Origin of the sequence: Pseudoxanthomonas fibrivorans (genome assembly GCF_041464125.1) — a bacterium.
Classification (GTDB): Bacteria; Pseudomonadota; Gammaproteobacteria; order Xanthomonadales; family Xanthomonadaceae; genus Pseudoxanthomonas.
In genome coordinates, this window is record NZ_JBGNUG010000001.1 from 2,707,291 (window position 1) to 2,730,137 (window position 22,847).

Consider the following 22,847-nt stretch of genomic DNA (forward strand, 5'->3'; position numbering starts at 1 on the left):
GTCCCGCCCGCCGGGGGAGGCCGGTTGCGGGCGGGTCATGCGGTCAGAACGTGTAGCGCACGCCGACGTAGTACTGGCGGCCGTTCACGGTGTAGCGGTCGGCCAGGCCGAGCGCGGAGTCCACGTAGCGGCTGTCGGCGGTGTCGGTGAGGTTGATCGCCTCGAACGTCGCGGTCAGGTGGTCGGTGAAGCGGTAGGACATGTTGAAGTCCACGTTCTGCACCGAATCCTTGCCGGTCACGTCCGCGGTCACCAGCTGGTTGCCGTCCAGGTCCCACACGTTCTCCTGGCTCAGGATCTCGCTGATGTAGCCGTCGCGGTAGCTGGTCGAGATGCGCGCGCTGAACTTGCCGTCGTCGTAGTAGAGGGTCGCGTTGTACGAGTTGGGCGACAGGTTGAGCAGCTGGTTCTCGGTGACGGTGGTGACCACGGTCGTGTTGTTGCTGCCGGCGGTGCTGAACAGGTACTGGATTTCCGAATCCACGTGCGTGTAGTTCATCTGCACGCCGAAGTTGCCCCAGAAGCCGGGCAGGAACTTGAACATCTGCTGGTAGGTCAGTTCGTAGCCCTTCAGCGGGCCGCCCGGGGTGTTGTAGTAGCTCTGGACGTTGAACTCGGTCTCCGGAGTGAAGCCCTCCGGCAGCAGGTCCAGCGAGTAGCCCATGTCCTCCCAGGTGGTGATCAGGCGGGTGCGCTGGATGTAGCTGTCGATGTCCTTGTAGAACACCGCCGCGGAGACCAGGCCGCCTTCCTGGAAGTACCACTCCGCGCTCAGGTCGTAGTTGGTCGAGCGGAACGGCTCGAGCTGCGGGTTGCCCATGTTGATCGAGTAGGTGCGGCCGTCGTCGAAGTACTGGGTCGGGCCGCCGCTCACGCCGGGCGAGAGGTACAGCAGCGCCGGGCGGGCCATGGTCTCGGCCGCGCCGAAGCGCAGGACCACGTCCTCGGTGACGTCCCAGGCCATGTTCAGCGCCGGCAGTACGTCGGTGTAGCTGTGGTCCACGGTGGTGCCCACCAGGAAGCGGTCGCCGGGCGCGGAGGTCGCGTTGGCGACGCCGAAGAACGCCTGGCAGTCCGGCGAGTTCTGCGCCGGGTTGGTGGCGTTGCAGGGCGCCCAGCCCGATGCGCTGATCTGGGTCTCGACCACGCGCACGCCGAGGTTGCCGCGGAACGCGCGCTCGAGCAGCTCGGTGTTGAAGTCCAGCTGCAGGTACGTGCCCAGGCTGGTCTCGTTGACCTCGAAGTTGTTGTTCGAGGCGCCGAAGTGGCCGACGCTGGCCAGGCGGTAGTCGCCGCCGAGCAGGCCGTTGTTGCAGTTGCAGTAGATGTCCAGCAGCTCGGCCACCTTGCCGAAGTCCGGCGCCAGCCAGCTGCCCGGCGCGCCGGACAGGTTGCGGCCGAAGCCGTCCAGGGTGGTGCTGAGGTCGCCGACGCCCACGCCGGCGGGCAGCGCCTGGGCCAGGCGGCCGTAGCTGATGTGCCGGTATTCCTCCGAGGACATGTCGTAGTCCTTGTAGGCCAGGCCGGCGCGCAGGGTGAAGGTCGGGTTGAGGTTGAACTGCAGGTCGACCTTGGCGGTGTTGAAGCTGTTCTCGACGTACTGCGGGTTGAGGCGGACCTCGCTGATGTTGCCGCCGCGCGCGGTGCCGTTGGCGTTGACCGGCGCGTTGCCGTAGCCCAGCCAGGACCAGGCCGACGGGTCGTTCAGGGCGAACGGGAAGGTCATGCGCGGCATGTCCGGGTTGCCGCGCATGTCGAGCACGAAGCCGTCGAGGTTGGAGTTGTCGAAGCTGACCAGCGAGAACACCGGGCGCTCGTAGTCCGAGCTCGAATGGCCGAGCACCGCGTCCAGGCGCACGTCGTCGTTGAACGCGTGCTCCAGGGTCAGGCTGTACTGCTGGAACTTGGTCGTTTCCTCGATCTCGGTGGCCTCGGTGCGGAAGTCCACGTTGTCGAACACGCCGTAGGTCAGGCGGTTCATGGCGTCGACCTCGGCCTCGCGCACCACGATCTGGGTCTTGCCGCCGAGGTTGGCGGCGCGGTGCAGGTTGGCGCCCAGCGAATCCTCGCGCTGGTCCTTGCCCAGTTCCGAGTACATCGCGTCGAAGCTGAGCAGGGTGTCGTCGCTCGGGCGCCACTGCAGCGCGCCGGTCACGCCGATGCGCTCGATCTCGCTGGCGGTGCGGATGTAGCGCGGGTAGCGCGGGATCCACGCGTTGGTCGCGGTCTCGTAGGCGGCGATGTTCTCGGGGGTGGCGGCCGGCCGCGGCAGGCCGGTGCCGCACGCGGTCGAGCTGATCCCGTAGGTGCCCCAGCCGTTGTTGCGGGCGATGTTGGCCGCGCTGCCGGTCTCGTTGGCGAGCGGGTTGCGCGGGGTCTGCGGGTTGTAGCCGACCGGCGAGCAGAAGCCGTAGGTGCCGTTGTTGGCCGCGGTGCTCTGGTTGGAGTTGCGGTGGTTGCCGTGCTCCCAGCGGACCGGGTTGTAGCCTTCCTCGAACACGGTGCGCTTGCTGTACGAGGCCGACAGCAGGGCGCCGAAGGTGCCGTCGCCCCAGCTGTTGCTGACCAGGGCGGAGACGCGCGGGTCGAACTCCTCGGTCAGCTCGCCGTAGCCGACCTGGGCGCTGGCCGCGGCCTTGAAGCCGTCGTAGTCGAACGGGCGCGAGCCGCGCAGGTCCACGGTCGAGCCCAGCGAGCCTTCGTCCATCTGCGCCGACTGGGTCTTGTTGACCTTGACCTCGCTGAAAAGCTCGGAGGCGAAGGTGTTGAAGTCGAAGCCGCGGCTGCGGTTGACGCCGCCGGTGCCGGTGCCGGCGGTGGACAGCGCCTCCAGCCCGTTCAGGCGCACCCGGGTGAAATCCGAGCCCAGGCCGCGGATGGAGATGCGCTGGCCCTCGCCGCCCTCGCGGTCGATCGACACGCCGGCGATGCGCTGCATCGACTCGGCCAGGTTCAGGTCCGGGAACTTGCCGATGTCCTCGGCGAAGATCGCATCGACCTGCTCGGTGGAGTAGCGCTTCTCGTCCAGCGCCTTCTGCACGCTCTGCCGGTAGCCGGTGACCGTGACCTTGTCCAGCGTGGTCGCGTCCTGGCCCGCCGGGGCGTCGGCGGCGGCGGTCTCCTGCGCCGCGACCGGGGCGGCCAGGGCGAACGCGATCGCGGTGGCGAGTACGGTAACCGGTGTCTTTCTGCCGAACGTGCGCTGTTGCATCACTCGATCCCCTCCCAGGGTATGCGTGGTCCTGCCGGACGGATGTGCCGGGGCCGGACGTGGCCGACGGACATGGCCGGTGTCGATGACACCGATGGTCAAACGGAACCGTAACAGCGCCCCGGGGCCATGGCATCTTGCAGCGCACCACGAAGGTGCGTCGTGGCTGAAGCGTTCCGCGGCCGCGTGCGGCGGGAGGCAAAAAAAAAAGCCGGGACGGCATCGCCGTCCCGGCCCGGGCGCGTGCGGCGCCGTATCAGAACTTGTAGCGGATCCCCATCAGGTACTGGCGGCCGGTCTCGCTGTAGTCCAGCGGCAGCCGCGAGCTGGCGCCGACCCACGATTCGGTCGACGGTTCGTTGGTCAGGTTGATCCCTTCCAGGCTCAGCTCGAGGTTCTCGCCGATCTTGTAGCGCACCGACGCGTCGACGAAGGTCGTGCCGCTCTGGCCGTGCACGTCGCTGGTGAAGCCCTGCTCGGTGCCGGGCACCTGGATCAGGTAGTCGTCGCGGTTGGTGGCCGACACGCGCCAGGCGAAGGCGTCGCCCTCGTAGAACAGGGTGGCGTTCCATGCATGGCGCGACAGGCCGGTGAGATCGGTGTTCAGCGAGTTGGCGCCGGTCGCGGTCAGGTACTGGATCTGCGAATCGACGAAGGTGTAGTTCAGCTGCACGCCGAGGTTGCTCCACAGCCCCGGCAGGAAGGTGAACGGCTGGATGTAGTTCGCTTCCAGGCCCTTGAGCGGGCCACCGGGGGTGTTGACCGGCGTGGAGAACACGAAGTCGTCGGTCGGGCTGACCCCGGCGTCGATGGCGATGCTGTCGGGCAGGCCGCTGGTGTTGAACGGCCGCACCTCGCGGGTGGTCTGCACGAAGCTCTCGATGTCCTTGTAGAACAGGCCCAGGCTCAGCAGCCCCGCTTCCTGGAAATACCACTCGCCGGTGAGGTCGTAGTTGGTCGCGCGGATCGGATCGAGGTTGGGGTTGCCGCCGGTGATGTTGCGCGAACCGCCGCTGACGCTCACCGTGACGCCCGGGGTCAGGCTGCCCAGGCCCGGGCGGCTCATCACCTTGGCCGCGCCGAAGCGGACCAGCAGGTCCGGCGCGACCTCGGCCACCAGGTTCATCGACGGCAGGGTGTCGCTGTATTCGCGGTCGGCGGTGATCGGCGTGAGCACGCCGGCGATCGTGGCGATGCCGGTCGAGCTCTGCTTGGTCTTGACGTAGCGCACGCCGAAGTTGCCCGAGAACGGGATGGTGCCCAGGTCGGTCGAGAACTCGCCCATCAGGTAGGCGCCGCGGTCTTCCTCCTCCACGCTGCGGGTGCTGGCCGCGAACGGGCTGAACGCCCAGGTGCCCTCGCCGCTGAAGATGCCGAACTCGTTGGCGATGGCATCGAAGTCGGGCACCACCCAGGTGCCGGGCGAGCCGTTGATGCCGGACAGGCCCACCAGCTGGGTCATGTCCACCGGCACGATCCGGGTGCCGTTGGCGAAGTTGGGCACGGTGGCCTCGTTCGCGGTGCGGCGGGTCTCGCTGGAATCGAAGCCGTAGTCCTTGGCCAGCACGCCGCCCTTGAGGCGGAAGCCCGGGCTGATGCTCCAGTCGAAGTCGAGCTGGCCCACGTCGAAGTCGTTCTGGACCTCGTTGGCGCGCATGCGGATGGTGGACAGGGTCCAGCCGTTCGGATCGGTCGGCGAGATGCCGTAGTCGAGCACCGGCGCCCACCTGTCGCCGCGGTAGTCGTAGCTGTAATTGTCGACGTTCAGCTTGTCCATCATGATCGTCGTCTGGATCGGGTTGCTGTGCTTGGACGAGGACGTCCCCAGCTTGCCGCTGATCGAGAAGACGTCGCTGAACTCGTGCCGGCCGCTCAGGCTGAGCTGCTTGAACTCCGTGTCCCACTCGTCGTAGCGGTTCTCCGCGCGGACGTCGACGTCGTCGAACTCGCCGTACAGCAGCGCGCCGGTGGCCGGGTCGACGTAGCCGTCCTTGACGATGGTCTGCGGCTTGCCGCCCTGCGAGGCGGCACGGCTGAACGAGATCGCCTCGATGTAGCGTTCCTTGCGGGTGGCGTCGATGTTGGAATACAGCGCGTCCAGCGAGAACTCGGTGCGATCGGTCGGCTTGAACTGCAGCGAGCCGGTGATGCCGGTCCGCTCCTGGTGGTGCTCCATCAGCGTGTAGCGCGGGAAGCGCGGGTGGAACACGCTCGCCGACTGGGCCTGGGTGAACGGCGAGGACGGATGGAAGCCGCCGTTGCTGGGGCCGTTGGCCCAGCGGCCGCTGCCGGTGCCCTCCTCGATCCAGTCGCGTTCCGAATAGGCCACCGAGAGCAGCGCGCCGAAGCGGCCGTCGGCCCAGGTGTTGGCGACCAGCGCGGCCACGCGGGGGCTGGCCGCGCCCGCCATCTCGCTGTAGCCGGCCTGCGCGCTGGCGGCGGCGGTGAAGCCGTCGAAGTCGAAGGGCTTGGAGGTGTTGAGGTCGACCGTCGCGCCGAGCGAGCCCTCCTCGATGTCGGCCGAGGCGGTCTTGCGCACGATCATCTGCGAGAACAGGTCCGAGGCGAAGACGTTGAAGTCGAAGCCGCGGCTGCGGTTGGTGCCGCCGTTCTGGTCGGTGCTGCCGACCGTGGTCAGCGCCTCCATCTCGTTGATGCGCACGCGGGTGAAGTCCGGGCCGAGGCCGCGGACGGAGATGTTGCGGCCCTCGCCGCCGTCACGCGTGATAACCACGCCCGGGATGCGCTGCAGCGATTCGGCCAGGTTCAGGTCCGGGAAGTCGGCCACGTCCTCGGCGACGATCGCGTCCACCACCCCGGCCTCGCCGCGCTTGATGTCGATCGCGCGTTCCAGGCTGGCGCGGTAGCCGGTCACGACCACGGTATCGAGGTCGGTGGCGTCTTGGGCCGCCGGGGGCGGGGTTTCCTGTGCGGTGGCGGGCGCCACCAGGGCCAGGCCGATGGCCATGGCGAGCAGGGAAACCGGTGTCTTGTAACGGGTCGTGGCGTGCTGCATGGATCGTTCCCTCCCAGGAATGCTCGACGCGGGTGCCGTGCCGGGACGGCCCGCCGCCGGCTGGGCCAGAGGGCGGTGACACCGATAGTCAGCCGGAACCTAGCAGCGGTCCCGGGGGGCCGCATCTTGCAGCGCAGCAGCCCGGCCGCCAGGCCGCGCCCGCCGCCGGAAAAGAAAGAGCCGGGGCGACATGGTCGCCCCGGCTCCCGGGTTGCAGCACTGCCAGCGGGTCAGAACTTGTAGCGCATGCCGATCATGTACTGCCGGCCGGTGTGCGTGTACACGCTGGAACGGTCGCCGACCGAGTCGACCCACTGGTCGTTCCACTCGTCGGTCAGGTTCAGGCCCTCGATCGAGAACTGCAGGTTCTCGTTCACGTTGTACGAGAACGAGGCATCGACCGTCAGCGTTTCCTTGGTGCCTTCCACGTCGTTGCCGTCGCGGCCCGGGAGGGTGGTCAGGAAGTCGTCGCGGTAGGCGGCCGAGGCGCGGGCCGAGAACTTGCCGTCGTCGTAGTACAGGGTCGCGTTGTAGGCGTTCTCGGACTGGCCGACCATCGGGCCCTTCGCCGCCGGCGCACCGGTCGAGCTCAGGTACTGGATCTCGGAATCGACCCAGGTGTAGTTCAGCTGCACGCCCATGTTGCTCCAGAAGCCGGACAGGAACGAGAACGGCTGCTGGTAGTTGATCTCGTAGCCCTTCAGGTCGCCGCCGGGGGTGTTGAGCGGCTGGGTGAAGTCGAAATCATCCGACGGGGTGGCGCCGGTACCCGCCAGCAGTTCCGGCGGCAGGCCCGAGGTCGAGTACGGACGGGTTTCGCGCGAGGTCTGGATGTAGCTGTCGATGTCCTTCCAGAACAGGCCGACCGAGAGCAGGCCGCTGTCCAGGAAGTACCACTCGGCGCCCAGGTCGATGGTGGTGGCGCGGAACGGATCCAGCTTCGGGTTGCCGGTGGTGACGGTGCGGGCGCCGCCGGCCACGGAGACGGTCGCGCCCGGGTTGAGGAAGCCCAGGTTCGGGCGCGCCATCACCTTGGCCGCGGCCAGGCGGATCAGCACGTCCGGCACCACTTCGGCCGACAGGTTGAACGACGGCAGGGTGTCGCTGTACTCGTGCTCGACGGTGGTCGGGGTCGGCACGCCGCCGACGAACGACCAGCCGTTGCTGGTCAGGTCCGTCTTGACATAGCGGACGCCCGCGTTGCCGTTGACCGGCACGTTGCCCAGGTCGAAGCCGAACTCGGCCATCAGGTAGGCGCCGCTGTCCTTCTCGTTGACGTCGCGGTTGTTGGCGGCGATCGCGGAGAGGTTGTCGTAGACGCTGTAGATGCCGCTGTTGCTGTAGATGTCCAGCAGCTCGTCGAACGCGCCCACGTTCGGGCCGACCCAGCGTCCGGTGGTGGTGCTGATGTCGCGCAGGCCGACCTGCTGCATCAGCCCGGCGAGGGTGGCGGCCGGGATGGACGGCACCACCGTCTCGGAGGCGCGGCGCCATTCGCGGCTGGTGTAGGTGTAGTCCTTGTAGTTCAACCCGCCCCTCAGGCTGAACGAGCTCGCCATGTTCCAGTCGAAGTCCACCTGGGCGTTGTCGAACTTGTTCTCGACCCACTGCGGACGCAGGCGGATCTCGGCCAGGGTCCAGCCGTTGGGGTCGAGCGGGTTCACCGAGCCGTAGGAGAACGACGGCAGGCGGCTGTTGTTGCGGTAGTCGTAGACGTAGCCCTGCGCGTTGTTCTTGTCGATGATGACCGTGGTCTGCACCGGGTTGTCGTAGGTCGACTTGGACTGCCCGACCAGGCCCGACAGGGTGAAGTTGTCGCTGACGTCGAAGTCGCCCGACAGGCCCCACTGCAGGAAGTCGGTGTTCTGCTCGTCGGTGCGGGACTCGGAACGCACGTCCACGTTGTCGAACACGCCGTAGACCAGGTTGCCGTTGCCGTCGACCACGCCGTCGCGGACGATGGTCTGCGGCTTGCCGGTGCCGCTGCGGCTGAAGGACACCGCTTCGAAGTAGTCTTCGGTGCGGTTGGCGTCGAAGGTCGCGTAAAGCACGTCGAGGTTGATGCTGGCGCGGTCGCTGGGCTTCCACTGCAGGGCGCCGGTGACGCCGACGCGCTCCTGGTCGTGCACCATCACGCCGTAGCGCGGGATGCGCGGGTGGAAGGTGGTGGCCAGGCGGGCCGGCGCGAACGGCGAGCTGGCGGCGAAGCCGCCGTTGCTGGTGCCGTTGGCCCAGCGCACGCTGCTGTGGCCTTCCTCGACCACCGTGCGGTCGGTGTAGGCGACCGAGAGCAGGGCGCCGAAGGTGTTGTCGGCCCAGGTGTTGCTGACCAGCGCCGAGGCGCGCGGCGCGGCCTTGCCGGCCAGGTCGCTGTAGCCGGCCTGGCCGGAGACCACCGCGGTGAAGCCGTCGTAGTCGAACGGGCGCGCGGTGCGCAGGTCGACCGTGGCGCCGAGCGAACCTTCCTCGATGTTGGCCGCGCTGGTCTTGCGCACCACCAGCTGGCTGAAGAGTTCGGAGGCGAAGGTGTTGAAGTCGAAGCCGCGGCCGCGGTTGACGCCGCCCGACGCATCGGTGCCGCCGCCGGTGGCCAGCGCTTCCACGCCGTTGATGCGCACGCGGGTGAACTGCGGGCCCAGGCCGCGCACGGTGATGGTCCGGCCTTCGCCGCCATCGCGGTCGATCGACACGCCCGGGATGCGCTGCAGCGACTCGGCCAGGTTCAGGTCCGGGAAGTCGGCGATGTCCTCGGCGACGATCGCGTCGACCACGCCGGCTTCGCCGCGCTTGATGTCGATCGCGCGCTCGAGGCTGGCGCGGTAGCCGGTGACGACGACGGTATCCAGGTCGGTCGCGTCGGCGGCGGGCGCCGGTTCCTGCGCGGCGGCCGCGTCCTGGGCGAACGAAGACGGCATGTACAGCGCCAGGCCGATCGAGGCGGCCAGCAAGGTAACCGGTGTCTTCCGGCGGATGTTCCGGGTGTGCATATCCCCTCCCAAAGGAAATACTCGTGGTTCGCGTAGGGCGAAAACGGTCATTGCCAGCGCATGACACCGCTGGTCAAACGCGAAGCTAACACTTGCCCGACGCCGCTTCATCTTGCAGCGCAGCACGCGGCCGGCGGCGCCACGCCGGCGCCGGACCCGCATCGGGGCTAGAATGACACCGCTAGCCAACGGCGCGTTGCCGGCGCGGCATGCCACCATCGCGCCTCGTGCGCGCCACAGAATCAGGAGGGGAGATGGCCCGGGTCGTGTGTTTCGGTGAACTGCTGCTGCGCCTCAGCGCGCCGGGTCGCGAACGCCTGCTGCAGAGCCCGCAGCTGGACGTGCGGATCGGCGGCGCGGAGGCCAATGTCGGCGTGTCCCTGTCCCACTTCGGCCACCAGGTCGCGGCGGTGGGCACGGTGGCGGACAACGCGCTGGGCGAAGCGGCGACCGGGGAGCTGCGCCGTTACGGCCTGGACACCTCGGCCATGCGCCGCGTGCCCGGTCGCATGGGCCTCTATTTCCTGGCCCCGGGGGCGATCCACCGCCCGGCCGAGGTCCTGTACGACCGCGCCGGCTCGGCCTTCGCCCTGGCGCCCGCCGATGCCTACGACTGGCCTGCACTGCTGCGCGGCGCCGACTGGCTCCACCTGTCCGGGGTGACGCCCGCGCTGGGCGCCAACACCGCCGCCGCCGCGCTGGCCGCGGCCCGCGCCGCCCGCGCGGCGGGGGTCAAGGTCTCCTTCGACGGCAACTTCCGGCCCAAGCTGTGGGAGGTCTGGAAGGGCGACGCGAAGGCGATCCTGTCCGAACTGATGGCCGAGGCCGACGTGCTGTTCGCCGACTACCGCGACATGGGCGTGGTCCTGGGCGGGCAATACCCGCAGGCCGGTGCGCTGGCCCGGGTCGAAGCCGCCGCGGCCGATGCCTTCGCCGCGTTCCCGCACCTGCAATGGATGGCCTGCACCATCCGCGAACCGCGCAACGTCGATGCCCATGCCCTGTCGGGCGTGCTGGTCGGGCGCGACAGCGGCACCGCGCTGGCGCCGCAGGAGGAAGTCGGTCCGATCGTGGACCGTATCGGCGGCGGTGACGCCTTCGCCGCCGGCGTGCTGCACGGGCTGGCCGGCGGCTGGGCGCCGGAGAGGACGATCCGCTTCGGCCTGGCCGCCGGCTGCCTCAAGCATTCGATCCCGGGCGACTTCAACCTGGTCTCGGAGGCGGACGTCGAGGCGCTGGTCGGCGAGGGCCGCTACGACGTGAAGCGCTGATCGCGGCGCGGCTCGAGGTGCTTGGGGTGGCTAGGACGGGCTTCCGAAGCGCACGCCGTTGAACGTGTGGGTGCAGCAGGCGCAGTCCGGCTGCATGTCGCGCGCGTCCAGGCCCGGGTCGACCAGGCACAGGACGCCCCGCGCGTCGACATAGAGCCCGCTGAAGTAGCTCGATTCACCGACCCGGACGATGCCCCGCCGCTCCGCGTCGGTCCGGGCGACCAGCAGGAACACCGGCTCGGTCGTGTCCAGCCGGGCCTTGGCCTCGGCGAAGACCTCGTCCCAGGCGCGTCCGACCTTGGACAGCAGGAAACGGAACAGCGGCGTGTAGTCGCGGCCATGCCGTTGCCGGCCGTGCATCGAGGCATGGGTGGCGTCCGCGTCGGCATCCCTGGCATGCCGGGTGTGGCGGTACTCGCCGCCCTGCCCGTGGCGGACGCCGTGGGTGCGCGTGTTGACGGAGCGGTACAGCGGTTCGCGGCGGTCGGTAGGGCGTGGCACGGCGTGGCGTCCGGTCGTCAGATGATCCGCAGCGTGATGGCCTTGAGCACCGCGCGCGTGCGGTCGCGGGTGCCGAGCTTGTCGAGGATGGTGGAGACGTAGTTCTTCACCGTGCCCTCGGCCAGGAACAGGCTGCGGGCGATCTCCTTGTTGGAGTAGCCGCCGGCCAGCAGGCGCAGGATCGCCACCTCGCGCTCGCTGAAGGCGTCGTGCGGCGGCGCCTCGTCGTGGAAGCGGTAGCGCGCCCGCACCGGGTCGGTGCTGACCGGCGCCAGCAGGGTTTCGCCGGCCGCGACGCGGACGATGGCCTGGTGCAGGTCCTCGGGGGCGGCGTCCTTGAGCAGGAAGCCCTGCGCCCCGGCCTCGCGGGCGTCCAGCAGCAGCTCGCTGTCGTCGAAGGTGGTGAGCAGCAGCACCGGCGTGCGGTCGCCGGTGGCGCGCAGGTCGCGCAGCGCGGCGATGCCGTCCAGGCCGGGCATGCGGATGTCGCTCAGGACCACGTCCACCGGCTGCAGCTGCAGCGCGTCGAGCAGGTCCTGCCCGTCCTCGGCCTCGAAGGCGACCTCGATCCCCAGGCGCTCGAGCAGCGCGCGCAGGCCCGCGCGCACCAGCGCCTGGTCGTCGGCCAGCGCGACGCGCAACCGCCGGTCCGCCGCGGTCACGCCGGCAACCGCGCCGACAGGTGCAGGCCGCCGCGCGGCGTGCGACCGACCTGGAGCGAGCCGTCGAGCGCGGACAGGCGTTCGCGCATGCCGGCGATGCCGTTGCCTTCGCGGATGACGGCGCCGCACTGGCCGTCGTCGTGGATGTCGATGCGCAACCCGCTGTCCCCGTTCTCGATCCGCAGCCACACCTGTTCCGCGCCGGCGTGGCGTGCCGCATTGGTCAGCGCTTCCTGCGCCAGCCGCAACACCGTTTCGGCGACCGCCGGATCGGTGACGCGCACCCCGGGTGCGATTGTGAGATGCAGCGACGGCCGCGGGAAGGGGGCGGCCAACGCGCGCAGGGCCGTGGCCAGGTCCAGGCCGCGGTCGTCGCGCAGCGACTGCACCACCTGGCGGATGTCGGCCAGCAGCTCCCCGGACAGGCGCTCGGCCACCGCCACTTCCTCGCGCCGGCCCAGCGCCGGGTCGGCGGCCAGCGCGCGCAGGTTCAGGCGCATGGCGGTGAGCTTGTGCCCGGCCACGTCGTGCAGCTCGCGGGCCACCCGCAGGCGCTCGGCGTCGCGCGCGCTGTCGGCCAGCAGCGCGCGGGTGGCGAGCAGGTCGGCGTTGACCCGGGCCAGCGCGTCGCGGGACTGCTCGGCCGAGCGGGCGTAGTGGACGCAGATCGCCGCCAGCGACTGGAAGCCCATGTTGATCAGCACCACCGAGAGCGGCGCGTCGAAACCCGCTTGCCGCAGCAGCACGTAGAACGCCGCGTTGACCAGCAGCGCCGCGGTCACGGCCGCGCGCGGCGGCCATACGGTGAACGCGCACGCGACCCAGATCACCAGCAGCACCTGCGTGGCGCCGACCTTGTAGCTCAACCCGCTCAGGCCGAGCACCACTGGCGGCATCGCCAGCAGCACCACGTGCTGGGTGCGTCGCCAGGCGTCCGGCAGCAGTTGCATGAGCACGAACAGCAGCAGGAAGCCGCCGAGCAGCGCGAACGAGGCCGGGCGCACCGCGGCATCGACGAAGCGGAACGAGTAGGCGACGGTGAGGATGGTCAGCAGCCCGGCCAGGGGCAGGGGCTGGAGCAGGGTACGGAGCATCTGGCGCATGGATCCATGCTCGGCCCGCCCCGCGCGGCTGGCAATGGCCTTCGATCAGATGGTGACTTCCGGCACCCTGCCGGCGCGGCTCACGCGCCGGGCAGCGACTGCCGCAGCCGGTCGATCCCCTCCCACGGATCCTTGCGCAGCCGCGACGCGCGCTGCAGCGCCTTGTCGGGGGTGAACGCCCCCGGCCGGTCGAACCTGCCCAGCTCCTCCCAGCGCAGCGGCACGGCCACGGTCGCGTGCTCGCGGGCCCGCAGCGACCAGCTGGCCACGCTGGTCGCGCCGCGGGTGTTGCGCAGCCAGTCCAGGAAGATCCGCCCGGTCCGCTGCGCCTTGCGCGCGCTGGCCAGCCAGCGCTCCGGCGCATGCGCCTCCATCGCGCGGGCGAAGGCCTCGCAGAAGTCGCGCGCCTGTTCCCACGGCACCGCCGGCGCCAGCGGCACGACCACGTGCAGGCCCTTGCCGCCGCTCATGCGCAGGAAGCTGTCCAGCCCCGCTTCGCGCAGGCGCGCGCGCACCTCGCGGGCACCGTCGCACACCGCCTTCCACGACACGCCCTCGCCGGGGTCCAGGTCGAACACCAGGCGGTCGGCGCGCTCGGGATCCTCGACCTTCGCGCCCCACGGATGGAACTCGAGCACGTTCATCTGCACCAGCTGCAGCAGGCCGGTGGCGTCGTCGATCCAGACGTAGTCCTCCACCCCGCTCTTCTGCCGCAGCGGCAGCGCATGCACCGCCTCGCCGAAGCCGGCGCCGTGGTGCTTCTGGAAGAAGCACTGGCCGGCCGCACCGTCGGGACAGCGCACCAGCGACAGCGGCCGTCCGGCGATGTCGCGCAGCAACCACGGTGCGATGGCGCGGTAATAGGCCGCGACCTCGCCCTTGGTCAGGCCGTCTGCCGGATAGACCACGCGCTCGGGATGGGTGATCACCACCTCCGCACCGTCCGCCGGGGCGGACTTCCGCGCCGTGCGGGGGCGGCGCTTGCCGGCCTCGGCGGGGGGCGCGGCCTTGCCCGCCTTCGGCCGCGTGCCTGCCTTGGCCCGTGTGGACGGCGGCTTCGACGACGCCAGGTCGGCCATGGCCTTGTCCTCCCTCAGCGCGCGGAAGCTGGCCTGCCGCAGCAGGCCTTCCTTGGCCCACCCGCGGAACGCCACTTCCACCACCAGCCGCGGCTGCAGCCACTGGACCTTGCGCGGGTTCAGCGGGATGTGGGCGGGCAGCTCGACCGTGGCGCGGTCGGTTTCGAGTTCGCGCATGCGCCGGTGCATCGACCGCAGTGCCTCGTCGCCGAAACCGGAGCCCACCCGGCCGACGTAGCGGAGGCTGCCACCTTCCGGGCGCGCCAGCAGCAGCGAACCGAAATGGCCGCGCGCGCCCTTCGGCGCGGTATAGCCGACGACGACGAACTCGTCGCCCTCCTCGTGCTTGACCTTGATCCAGTCCTGGCCGCGGCCGCCGCTGTAGCGTGCGTCCACGCGCTTGCTGATGATGCCCTCGAAGCCGGCGGTGCCGCTGGCGGCGAACACGTCCGCGCCGTGGCCGATGACGTGGTCGCTGTAGGCGAGCACGCCGGGCGTCTCGCCGAGCAGTTCGCGCAGCAGCAGCTTGCGCGCCAGCAGCGGCGTCGCGGACAGGTCGACCCCGGCCACGCCGGGCAGGTCGAACACGACATAGCGCAGCGGCTGCCGGGAGCTGCCCTCGAGCACGCGCTGCAGCGCCGAGAAATCGCTGTGGCCCCGCTCGTCGAGCACCACCAGCTCGCCGTCCAGGTGCGCCTCCGACACCGGCAGCGCCTCGATCGCACGGGCCACGTCGGGCACCCGCGCGGTCCAGTCCAGGTCGTTGCGCGAGCGCAGCCTCGCCGTGCCGTCGGCCATGTCGGCCAGCAACCGGTAGCCGTCCCACTTGATCTCGTGCAGCCAGCCGTCGCCGGCCGGCGGCGCCTCGCGCAGCGTGCACAGCTCCGCGGCGAAACCGGCCGGGTGCGGGCGGTCGCGCGCGCCGTCCAGCGCCAGCGCGCGCTTGCGCCAGCCCGCGTCGCGGCGGGACGGCGTGCGTGCCCGCGGGTTCCGCCCCGGTTCCCTCGGGCCGGCCTGCGCCTTGCGCCCGGGGGGCGCGGAGGAGGCGGCCCGCGCCCGCCCGCCGCCCCGGGGCGCGCGTGCCGTGTCCACCAGGTCGTCGGCCTCGATGTCGGCGGCGTGCTCGTCGCTGCGCTTGATCAGCAGCCACTGCGGCTGCCGTCCGGGCTTGCCGGTGCGCACCAGCTTCCACGCCCCGCGGAGCTTGCCGCCGTGCAGCTCGAAATCCAGCGAGCCGCGGGCGATCGCCGCCAGCGGCTCGTCCTGCGGGGTCCAGGTGCCCTGGTCGAAGATGTCGACGTGGCCGGCGCCGTAATGGCCTTCGGGGATGTCGCCCTCGAAGCCGGCGTAGTCCAGCGGATGGTCCTCGACCTCCACCGCCAGCCGCTTGTCGCCGGCGCGCAGCGACGGACCCTTCGGCACCGCCCAGCTCTTGAGCACGCCGTCGGCCTCCAGCCGGAAGTCGTAGTGGCGGCGCGACGCGTGGTGGAGCTGGACCACGAATATCGGTTGCCGCCTGGCGCCCCGCCGCCGCGACGCGCCCTGAGGTTCCGGCGTCGCCGCGAAGTCGCGCTTGCGAGCGTAGTCGTGCAGCGACATCGCGGCTTACCCCGCCTTGCGCCGGCCGGCCGCCTTGCGGGCCGGCGCCTTCTTCGCCGGCGCCTTGCGCGCGGCCTTCTTGGCGGCGGCCTTGGTCGCCTTGGCCGGCGCAGCCTTGGTCGCCGCCTCCTTCTTCGCCGGCGTGCGCTTCTTGGCGTCCAGGCTCTGCTGCAGCAGGGCCATGAAGTCCACCACGTTGGTGGTGGCCTCCTCCGGCGCCTCGTCCTGGTCCTCGATCTGCGCGGTGCCTTCCTTGCTCTTGATGCGCTTGCGGATGATCGCCTGCAAGCGGTCGCGGAACTCGTCCTTGTAGTCGTCCGGGTTCCAGCTGCCGCTCATCGAGTCGATCAGCTGCTCGGCCATCTGCAGTTCCTTGGCCGTGACCCGGTAGTCGGAGGCGTTGCCTTCCGGCAGCGGGTAGTCGGCCGGGTCGACCAGTTCCTGCGGATAGCGCAGCAGCATCAGGACCAGCGCGTCGCCCTGCGGCATGACCGCGGCGAGGTATTCGCGCGTGCGGATCACCACCCGGGCGATGCCGACGCGGTTGCCCTTGCGCAGGGTCTCGCGCAGCAGCACGTAGCCCTTCTCGGCCTTCTTCGCCGGCACCAGCACGTAGGGCTTCTCGTAATAGCGCGGGTCGATCGCGGTGGCGTCGATGAAGGTCTCCACCTCCACCGTCTCGTGGCTTTCCGGGGCGGCGGCCTTGATGTCCGATTCCTCCAGCACGACGTAGCTGCCCTTGTCGTACTCGTAGGCCTTGACCACGTCCTTCCAGGGCACCTCCTCGCCGGTCTCGGCGTTCACCCGCTCGTAGCGCACCGGCTTGCGGTCGCGCGAGTCCAGCATGCGGAAATGCAGGTCGGTGCGGCGTTCGCCGGACATCAGCGACACCGGGACGTTGAGCAGGCCGAAGGACAGGGTGCCGGTCCAGATCGGGCGGGCCATGGAAGCGGTCTCTCGCGCGGGCGGGAGCAGAGGGGTAGCACGCGCGCCGTGGGCCGTCCGTGATGGCTCCCCCGGCTCACGGATGCGTCACGCGGGGGTCACGCGCGCTTTCCGGGGCCGGTCCGAGCATGGCGGCATCGAGAACCCCCGGAGGCAGCCATGGCCAGTCGCGACCGCAAGGATCCGCCGCCGCCCGGCAGCGGGCCCTGCGAACCGGAAGCGCCGCACGAGCGGCGGGAGCGCAAGGAGCACGAGAGCCGCAACCAGGACGAGGCGCTGGAAGAGACCTTCCCGGCCAGCGACCCGGTGTCGCCGTTCGTGCCGGCCAAGGTGCCCAAGTAGCCCGCCGCGCCCGCGCCGTTGCGGCGCCAGAAAAAAAGGCCCGGCGATGCCGGGCCTTTCGCGTGCGGCGAAGGCCGTGCGATCAGCCGCGGCTCACCGCGGCCACCGCCTTGGCGACGTACTCCAGGTTGCCCTGGTTGAGCGCCGCGACGCAGATGCGCCCGGTGCCCACGGCATAGATGCCGAACTCGTCGCGCAGGCGGTCGACCTGGGCCTTGGCCAGGCCCGAGTACGAGAACATGCCCGCCTGCTCGCGGATGAAGGCGTATTCCGGGTGGCCCTGCTCGGCCAGCTTCTGCACCAGCCCCTCGCGGAGGGCGTGGATCCGCTCGCGCATCTCCGTCAGTTCCGATTCCCACAGGGCGCGCAGCTCCGGGCTGGTCAGCACGCCGGCGACCAGCGCGGCGCCGTGCGCCGAGGGGCTCGAATAGATCGTGCGGATGATCCGCTTGACCTGCGACTGCACCGCCTTGGCCTGCTCCGCGCTGGCGGCCACGATCGACAGCGCGCCCACGCGTTCGCCATACAGCGAGAACGACTTGGAGTACGAGCTGGCGACCACGAAGCTGTCGATCCCGGCCTCGACCAGGATGCCGATGGCAGCCGCATCCTCGGCGATGCCCTTGTCGAAGCCCTGGTAGGCCATGTCGATGAACGGGAACAGCTGCCGCTCCTTGAGCAGCGCGGCGACCTGCTTCCACTGCTCGACGGTCAGGTCGGCGCCGGTCGGGTTGTGGCAGCACGCGTGCAGCAGCACGGTGGTGCCCGGCTGCAGCGTGCCCAGGTCGGCGAGCATGCCGTCGAAGTCCACGCCGTGGCTGGCCGCGTCGAAGTAGGTGTAGTCGACGATGTCGAAGCCGGCGGCGGTGAACACCGCGCGGTGGTTTTCCCAGCTCGGGTTGCTCAGCGCCAGGGTGGCGTGCGGCAGCACCTTGCGCAGCAGTTCGGCGCCCACGCGCAGCGCGCCGGAGCCGCCCACGGTCTGGGTGGTGGCGACGCGGCCGGCGGCCAGCAGCGGCGAGTCCTTGCCGAACAGCAGTTCGCGCGTGGCCTGGGTGTAGGCCGGCAGGCCGTCGATCGGCAGGTAGCCGCGCGGGCGCGCGGCCGCGGCCAGCGACTGCTCGACCTGCTGCACCGCTTTGAGCAGCGGAATCCGTCCCTGTTCGTCGTAGTAGATGCCCACGCCCAGGTTGACCTTGGTGGCGCGGGAGTCGGCGTTGTAGGCCTCGGTCAGGCCCAGGATCGGATCGCCCGGGACCAGTTCGACGTTCGAGAAGAAGGACACGGCTTGGCTCTGTGTTCGATGGGGAGGGAAGCGGGTCGCGCCGGGTCGCCGGCGGGGGCGCAGCGCCCGGGGACCGCGCGCGCCATGCTATCAGGCCGCCGCGGCGGCCTCGACCGTTTCCGCTGTGACGAGGCCGCGGCCGGGGCCGCGCCTGCGCCTCAGAAGCGGTACAGCACGCCCACCCGCAGGCCGCTGTTGCGCATCTGCAGGCGGCCGGTGAACGCCTCGCGCTCGGTCCGCGCGTCGATGTCGCTGAGGGTGTAGTCGAGCATCAGGCCGACCCGCGCCCACGGATGCCATTCGACGCCGGCGCGCGCATAGATGACGTCGCCGTCGATGTCGTTGATCTCGGTGGAAAACCAGCCGGCATCGGCCGAGACGCGCCAGTCCTCCGCGGGCGTCCAGCGCCACGCGGCGCCGAGCGTCGGCGCGGGCAGGTCGGCGCTGACCGAATCCTCCAGCGTGCCGCCGGCGACCGGATCGCCGTTGACGTCGGCCTCCAGCTCCAGGCCCAGTTCGATCCTGTACCAGGTCACGCCCAGGCGTGGCCCCAGCGCCCAGTTCCGCTGGCTGAAGCCCCACCAGGTGTAGTACGCCTCCACCGCATCGACGTCGTAGTGGCCGCGGACCGTGGCCGCGGCCGCGTAGACGTTGTCGTCGAAGACGATGTCGCGCTCGAGCCGCCGGTCGGCCTCGACCGCGTTGCGGAAATACGACAGGCCCACTTCATGCCGGTCGAACGGCCGCCAGGTCAGCCTGGCGAAGCCGATCATGTCGTCCGCGTCCAGGCCCAGGTCCTTGGACAGGTCGATGCTGGTGCCGCCCAGCGCGTCGCCGTCGACCCGGACCCGCGTGTCGAAGCGGGTGACGTAGCCGCCGACGCTGGCGCTGAAGGTGTCCAGCGGTTCGATCGCGGCCGCGGTGCCCGGCGGGATCGCCAGCGCGGCCAGCAGCAGGCGCTTCGTGCGGTACGGTGCGTAGGCCATGTTCCCCCCTGTTGGATGGCCGCGGGGCGCGCGATGTCCCGCGCCGCCGGCGTGTTCCGACTATAGCCGCGTGGCGCTAGCGTCCGGCGGCCGCGGACGGCTGCCATTCGATGCCCACCAGCAGGCTGCGCCCCGGTCCCGGTTCGTAGTACCGGCCATTGGCCTCGTTGACGATCACCGAGCCGATGTAGCGACGGTCGAGGAGGTTGTCGAGGCGGGCGAAGCCGCGCAGGCGGCCCCGGCCCGCGGTCCAGGTCCGCGCGGCCTCCAGGTGCAGCAGGCCGTAGCCGGGCGCGGTGGCGGTGCCGCGGTCGTCGGCGCTGACCGCGGCCACCGCCTGGCCTTCCAGCGCCGCGTCCCAGGGCCCGCTGCGCCACTGCAGGCGGGCCTGGCCGAAGCGGGCGGGCACGCCGGGAATCCGCGTGCCGGCGTCGACGGTCGCGCCGGGGACGGTGAAGGCGTCGCGGAAGCGGGCGTCCAGCCAGGTGGCGGCGACCTGCAGCGACCACGCCTGCGTGAACGGCACCCGCGCCGAGAGCTCGGCGCCCTGCCGGCGGGCCCGGCCCACGTTGCGGAAGCTGCTGCGGCCGCCACTGTTGCGCGCCACCGCCAGCTCGTCGTCGGTGTCGGCCCGGAACAGCGCGGCCTCCACCGCCGCCCCCGCCGCGTTGCGCCACTTCGCGCCCAGCTCCAGGTTGCGGCTCACCGCCGGCTGCAGGTCGAAGGCCAGTCCGGCGCCGCCGTCGGCGCGGTAGGCCAGTTCGTTGAACGTGGGCGTCTCGAAGCCGCGCCCGGCCGACAGGTAGACCCGGAGGTCTTCGTGCGCGGCGAACACCAGGCCGGCCACGGGCGTGGTCTGCGAGTACTCCACCCGGCCGCTGTCGTCGGGATTGGCGGCGGTGACGTAGTGGTCGGTGGATTCGAAGCGCACGCTGCTGTGGCGGGCACCGGCCTGCAGCGACCAGCGCGGTGCGAACTGCCACCACGCCTGCGCGTACTGGTCGATGCTGTCGATCACGTCGCGCTGGTCGCGTCGCAGCGCCCCGCGCACCCCGGTGACCGTGCCGCCGTCGCTGCCGCGGACGAAGTTCTCGTAGCCGCGCCGCTGCTGGCGCTGGCGGTCGGCGCTGGCGCCGACCGTGAACTCGAGCGTGCCGCCACCGGCCTCACCCTGCCAGGACGCACGCGCATCGGCACCGCCGTAGCCGCTGTCCAGGTCGACCACGCCGCCGGCGCTGAGCGGGCTGGCCTGCGCGGCCACCGGCACCGACAGGTACTGGACCACGCCGCGGCGGCCGCCGTAGCCGGTCACGCGCAGCTGGCCGGCCTCGCCCAGCGGCTGCCTCCAGTTCGCGCCGAGCTGGTCCTGGTCGACCGACTTGCGCGTGTCGAACAGCAGCGCCGCCGCCGGCGCCTGGCGCGGATCCTCGGCCACCTGGGCCCAGGTCAGCCCCAGCGGATCCTGCGCGTCGGGCGACCGGAAGTGGTTGCCGACGAGTTCCAGCCGGCCGCCGCCGGCGAAGTCGCGGTGCAGTTTCAGGTTGGCCGATTCGCGCCGGGCCGCGCTGTGCTCGCGGTAGCCGTCGGTGTCGAACAGCGACGCGGCCAGGTGGTAGCCGGTGCCGGCGGCGATGCCGCGCAGCCGCGCGCTGCCGGACAGGCTGCCGTAGCGGGCGGCGGTGCCGCGCAGGTCGGCCTGCGGCGGATCGGTGCCATCGGCGCTCCACAGCTGGACCACGCCGCCGGAGGAGTTGCCGTACAGCGCCGAGAACGGCCCGCGCATCACCTCGACCCGGTCGCCGGCGGCGAGCGCGAAATGCGAAAGCTGGCCCTGGCCGTCGGGCATCGTCGCCGGGATGCCATCCGCGTACAGGCGCACGCCGCGGACGCCGAAGGTGGAACGCGCGCCGAAGCCGCGGATCGACAGCTGGGTGTCCTGGGCGAAATTCTGGCGGTCGCGCGCCAGCAGCCCGGGCACGCCGCCCAGCACTTCGGACAGGTTGACCTGCGCCCGCGAAGAGCCCGCGCCCACGTCCACCGCGTCGAGCGAGGCGGGCAGCTCGAAGGCGGGCGCCGACTCCACCCGCGCGGTGACCATCACCCGTGGCAGGGTCGGGGTGTCCTCGGCGGCGACCGCGAGGCACGGGACGGCGAGCAGCATGCAGGCGGCGGGCCGCCGGAGTCGTGGGGTCATGCGCACAGTGTACGGGCGGCGCGTGCATCCCCCGCGAGGCCGCACGCGCCGTGCATGCGGCGTTGCGCCCGCGTGGACTCCAGGCGCCATCGCGCGCTTATGAGCATTTGGCCTCATGCCGATCGGCCATGTGCATCTGCCGAAGCGTTGCGACGGAAACGGCCCCGGATAACCGACGCTTTACCCATCCCGGCGCCGGCGCAGGTGTACTGCGTTCCCGCCACCGCTGGAGGGCACGAGCATGCGGATCACGATCATCGGCGCCGGCTTCGCCGGCAGCGTCCTGGCCACCGAACTGGCGCGCAGCGCGCCGGCCGGCGTGGACCTGTGCCTGGTGGGCACGCCGGACGGCTACGGCCGCGGCGTCGCCTACGGCGAGGCGCGCCCCGAACACCTGCTCAACGTGCGCGCCCGCGAACTGGGCGCCACCCAGGACCAGCCGGCGGAGTTCGCCCGCTGGCTCAACCTCACCCGCCGCGCGGAGGAAAGTTTCCTGCCGCGGCTGGTGTACGGCGAGTACCTCTATTCCCGGCTGCAGTCGGCCGCGCAGGTTTCGCTGGCCGGCTTCAACCAGGTCCAGCAGGAAGCGGTGGCGGTCGACCGCGAGGGCGGCGCGTTCCGCGTGCTGCTGGCCGACGGTTCGGACTTCCTCACCGACCGCGTGGTGCTGGCGGTGGGCACCCTGCCGCCGCAGCGGCTGCAGGGCGTGGGCCCGCGCCTGCTGGTCGATCCGGGCTACGTGGCCTGGCCGTGGCAGCGCAACCTGCACGGCGAGGACGCGCTGGCGCGGGTGCCCAACGACGCGCGCGTGCTGGTGGTCGGCACCGGCCTGACCATGGCCGACACGGTCGTCACCCTGGTGCGCCGCGGCCATCGCGGCCCGATCACCGCGTTGTCGCGCCACGGCCTGCTGCCGCGCGCGCACCTGGCCGAGCCGGGCCCGGCGATCGCGTTGCCGCCGACCGTGCTGCACGCGCTCAACAGCGCCGACGTGCGCCTGCTGCTGCGCGCGCTGCGCAGCCTGGCGCCGATCGTGCCGGACTGGCGCGCGCTGGTCGACGCGCTGCGGCCGTACCTGCAGGGCTACTGGAAGACCCTGCCGGACGAGGAGCGCGGCCGCTTCCTGCGCCACCTGCGCTCCTACTGGGAAGTGGTGCGCCACCGGCTGGCGCCGAGCGTGGACGAGGAGCTGCGCCAGCTGCAGGCCGACGGGCAGCTGCGGATCCGCGCCGGCCGGCTGCTGCGGGCGCGGCGTGGCGAGGCCGCGGTCGAGGTCGTCCTGCGCGAACGCGGCCAGCCGCACGCGCTGGCCGAACAGTACGACGTGCTGGTCCGCGCCACCGGCCTGGATACCGACGTGGAGCGCACCAGCCATCCGCTGGTCGGACAGCTGCGCGACGCCGGCACCATCAGCGCCGATCCGTTCGGCCTGGGCCTGCGCGCCACCGCGCAGTTCGAGGTGCTCGACCGGCACGGGGCGACCGTGCGCGGGCTCTACTGCCTCGGACCGCTGCTGCGCGGGCAACTGTGGGAAATCACCGCCGTGCCGGAACTGCGGGTGGCCGCGCGGCAGCTCGCGCAGCAGCTGCTCAAGGCCCCGGCCGCGTCGGCGAAGGTGGCGCGCGAACCGCTGCCGCGCGCGGCGCGTGCGCTCTGACCCGGATGC

14 protein-coding genes are annotated in these 22,847 nt (G+C 71.1%); 3 read left to right on the forward strand and 11 right to left on the reverse strand.

The window, feature by feature from the left end; all coding sequences use genetic code 11:
* Positions 1–43: 43 nt before the first annotated feature.
* The 3 genes from ACA089_RS12490 to ACA089_RS12500 form a co-directional block, all read right to left on the reverse strand.
* A complete protein-coding gene (locus ACA089_RS12490) occupies positions 44–3,211 on the reverse strand; it encodes a TonB-dependent receptor (protein WP_372017241.1) in 3,168 nt (1,055 codons plus the stop codon).
* A 256-nt stretch (positions 3,212–3,467) separates the two neighbouring features.
* Positions 3,468–6,227, reverse strand: coding sequence for a TonB-dependent receptor (locus ACA089_RS12495; RefSeq protein WP_372017243.1), 2,760 nt, complete (start codon positions 6,225–6,227; stop codon positions 3,468–3,470).
* 230 nt (positions 6,228–6,457) lie between these two features.
* Positions 6,458–9,214 (reverse strand): TonB-dependent receptor, encoded by a 2,757-nt coding sequence (locus ACA089_RS12500; RefSeq protein WP_372017244.1) that lies wholly within the window; start codon positions 9,212–9,214, stop codon positions 6,458–6,460.
* Between the two features lie 254 nt (positions 9,215–9,468).
* Between ACA089_RS12500 and ACA089_RS12505 the strand changes: the two genes are divergently transcribed.
* On the forward strand, positions 9,469–10,485 hold the full coding sequence (locus tag ACA089_RS12505; RefSeq protein WP_372017246.1) for a sugar kinase: 1,017 nt from the start codon (positions 9,469–9,471) through the stop codon (positions 10,483–10,485).
* A 30-nt stretch (positions 10,486–10,515) separates the two neighbouring features.
* Here ACA089_RS12505 and ACA089_RS12510 read toward each other — a convergent pair whose 3' ends face one another.
* The 5 genes from ACA089_RS12510 to ku form a co-directional block, all read right to left on the reverse strand.
* Complete coding sequence (locus ACA089_RS12510; protein WP_372017248.1) at positions 10,516–10,986, reverse strand: hypothetical protein; 471 nt, start codon at positions 10,984–10,986, stop codon at positions 10,516–10,518.
* Positions 10,987–11,003: 17 nt separating this feature from the next.
* The gene (locus ACA089_RS12515) at positions 11,004–11,648 is read right to left on the reverse strand and encodes a response regulator transcription factor (protein ID WP_372017250.1); all 645 of its coding nucleotides are present in this window, start codon (positions 11,646–11,648) and stop codon (positions 11,004–11,006) included.
* On the reverse strand, positions 11,645–12,751 hold the full coding sequence (locus tag ACA089_RS12520; protein ID WP_372017251.1) for a sensor histidine kinase: 1,107 nt from the start codon (positions 12,749–12,751) through the stop codon (positions 11,645–11,647). The genes ACA089_RS12515 and ACA089_RS12520 overlap by 4 nt, the downstream gene beginning before the upstream one ends.
* An 80-nt stretch (positions 12,752–12,831) precedes the next feature.
* Positions 12,832–15,429 (reverse strand): DNA ligase D, encoded by a 2,598-nt coding sequence (ligD, locus tag ACA089_RS12525; RefSeq protein ID WP_372017253.1) that lies wholly within the window; start codon positions 15,427–15,429, stop codon positions 12,832–12,834.
* A gap of 6 nt (positions 15,430–15,435) precedes the next feature.
* Positions 15,436–16,374 carry a non-homologous end joining protein Ku gene (gene ku / locus ACA089_RS12530; protein ID WP_372017255.1) on the reverse strand — a complete coding sequence of 313 codons (939 nt, stop codon included), beginning with the start codon at positions 16,372–16,374 and terminating at the stop codon, positions 15,436–15,438.
* 159 nt (positions 16,375–16,533) lie between these two features.
* Here ku and ACA089_RS12535 point away from each other — a divergent pair, with 159 nt between their 5' ends.
* Entirely contained in the window at positions 16,534–16,716 is a 183-nt protein-coding gene (locus ACA089_RS12535) for a hypothetical protein (RefSeq protein WP_372017796.1), read from the forward strand.
* A gap of 82 nt (positions 16,717–16,798) precedes the next feature.
* Here ACA089_RS12535 and ACA089_RS12540 read toward each other — a convergent pair whose 3' ends face one another.
* The 3 genes from ACA089_RS12540 to ACA089_RS12550 all read right to left on the reverse strand — a co-directional run bounded on the left by ACA089_RS12540 (position 16,799) and on the right by ACA089_RS12550 (position 21,181).
* Positions 16,799–18,001, reverse strand: coding sequence for an amino acid aminotransferase (locus tag ACA089_RS12540; protein ID WP_372017257.1), 1,203 nt, complete (start codon positions 17,999–18,001; stop codon positions 16,799–16,801).
* Positions 18,002–18,159: 158 nt separating this feature from the next.
* The gene (locus ACA089_RS12545) at positions 18,160–18,987 is read right to left on the reverse strand and encodes a hypothetical protein (protein ID WP_372017259.1); all 828 of its coding nucleotides are present in this window, start codon (positions 18,985–18,987) and stop codon (positions 18,160–18,162) included.
* 76 nt (positions 18,988–19,063) lie between these two features.
* On the reverse strand, positions 19,064–21,181 hold the full coding sequence (locus ACA089_RS12550) for a TonB-dependent receptor family protein (protein ID WP_372017260.1): 2,118 nt from the start codon (positions 21,179–21,181) through the stop codon (positions 19,064–19,066).
* Between the two features lie 241 nt (positions 21,182–21,422).
* On the opposite strand from ACA089_RS12550, the gene ACA089_RS12555 reads away from it, so the two are divergent.
* Entirely contained in the window at positions 21,423–22,838 is a 1,416-nt protein-coding gene (locus ACA089_RS12555) for an FAD/NAD(P)-binding protein (protein WP_372017262.1), read from the forward strand.
* Positions 22,839–22,847: the final 9 nt, after the last annotated feature.

What these genes read in the sequence shown, in the direction of transcription:
- ACA089_RS12490 (WP_372017241.1), bottom strand. Translation starts at nt 3,211, where the DNA reads ATGCAACAGCGCACGTTCGGCAGAAAGACACCGGTTACCGTACTCGCC.
- ACA089_RS12495 (WP_372017243.1), bottom strand. Translation starts at nt 6,227, where the DNA reads ATGCAGCACGCCACGACCCGTTACAAGACACCGGTTTCCCTGCTCGCC.
- ACA089_RS12500 (WP_372017244.1), bottom strand. Translation starts at nt 9,214, where the DNA reads ATGCACACCCGGAACATCCGCCGGAAGACACCGGTTACCTTGCTGGCC.
- ACA089_RS12505 (WP_372017246.1), top strand. Translation starts at nt 9,469, where the DNA reads ATGGCCCGGGTCGTGTGTTTCGGTGAACTGCTGCTGCGCCTCAGCGCG.
- ACA089_RS12520 (WP_372017251.1), bottom strand. Translation starts at nt 12,751, where the DNA reads ATGCGCCAGATGCTCCGTACCCTGCTCCAGCCCCTGCCCCTGGCCGGG.
- ligD (WP_372017253.1), bottom strand. Translation starts at nt 15,429, where the DNA reads ATGTCGCTGCACGACTACGCTCGCAAGCGCGACTTCGCGGCGACGCCG.
- ku (WP_372017255.1), bottom strand. Translation starts at nt 16,374, where the DNA reads ATGGCCCGCCCGATCTGGACCGGCACCCTGTCCTTCGGCCTGCTCAAC.
- ACA089_RS12535 (WP_372017796.1), top strand. Translation starts at nt 16,534, where the DNA reads ATGGCCAGTCGCGACCGCAAGGATCCGCCGCCGCCCGGCAGCGGGCCC.
- ACA089_RS12545 (WP_372017259.1), bottom strand. Translation starts at nt 18,987, where the DNA reads ATGGCCTACGCACCGTACCGCACGAAGCGCCTGCTGCTGGCCGCGCTG.
- ACA089_RS12550 (WP_372017260.1), bottom strand. Translation starts at nt 21,181, where the DNA reads ATGACCCCACGACTCCGGCGGCCCGCCGCCTGCATGCTGCTCGCCGTC.
- ACA089_RS12555 (WP_372017262.1), top strand. Translation starts at nt 21,423, where the DNA reads ATGCGGATCACGATCATCGGCGCCGGCTTCGCCGGCAGCGTCCTGGCC.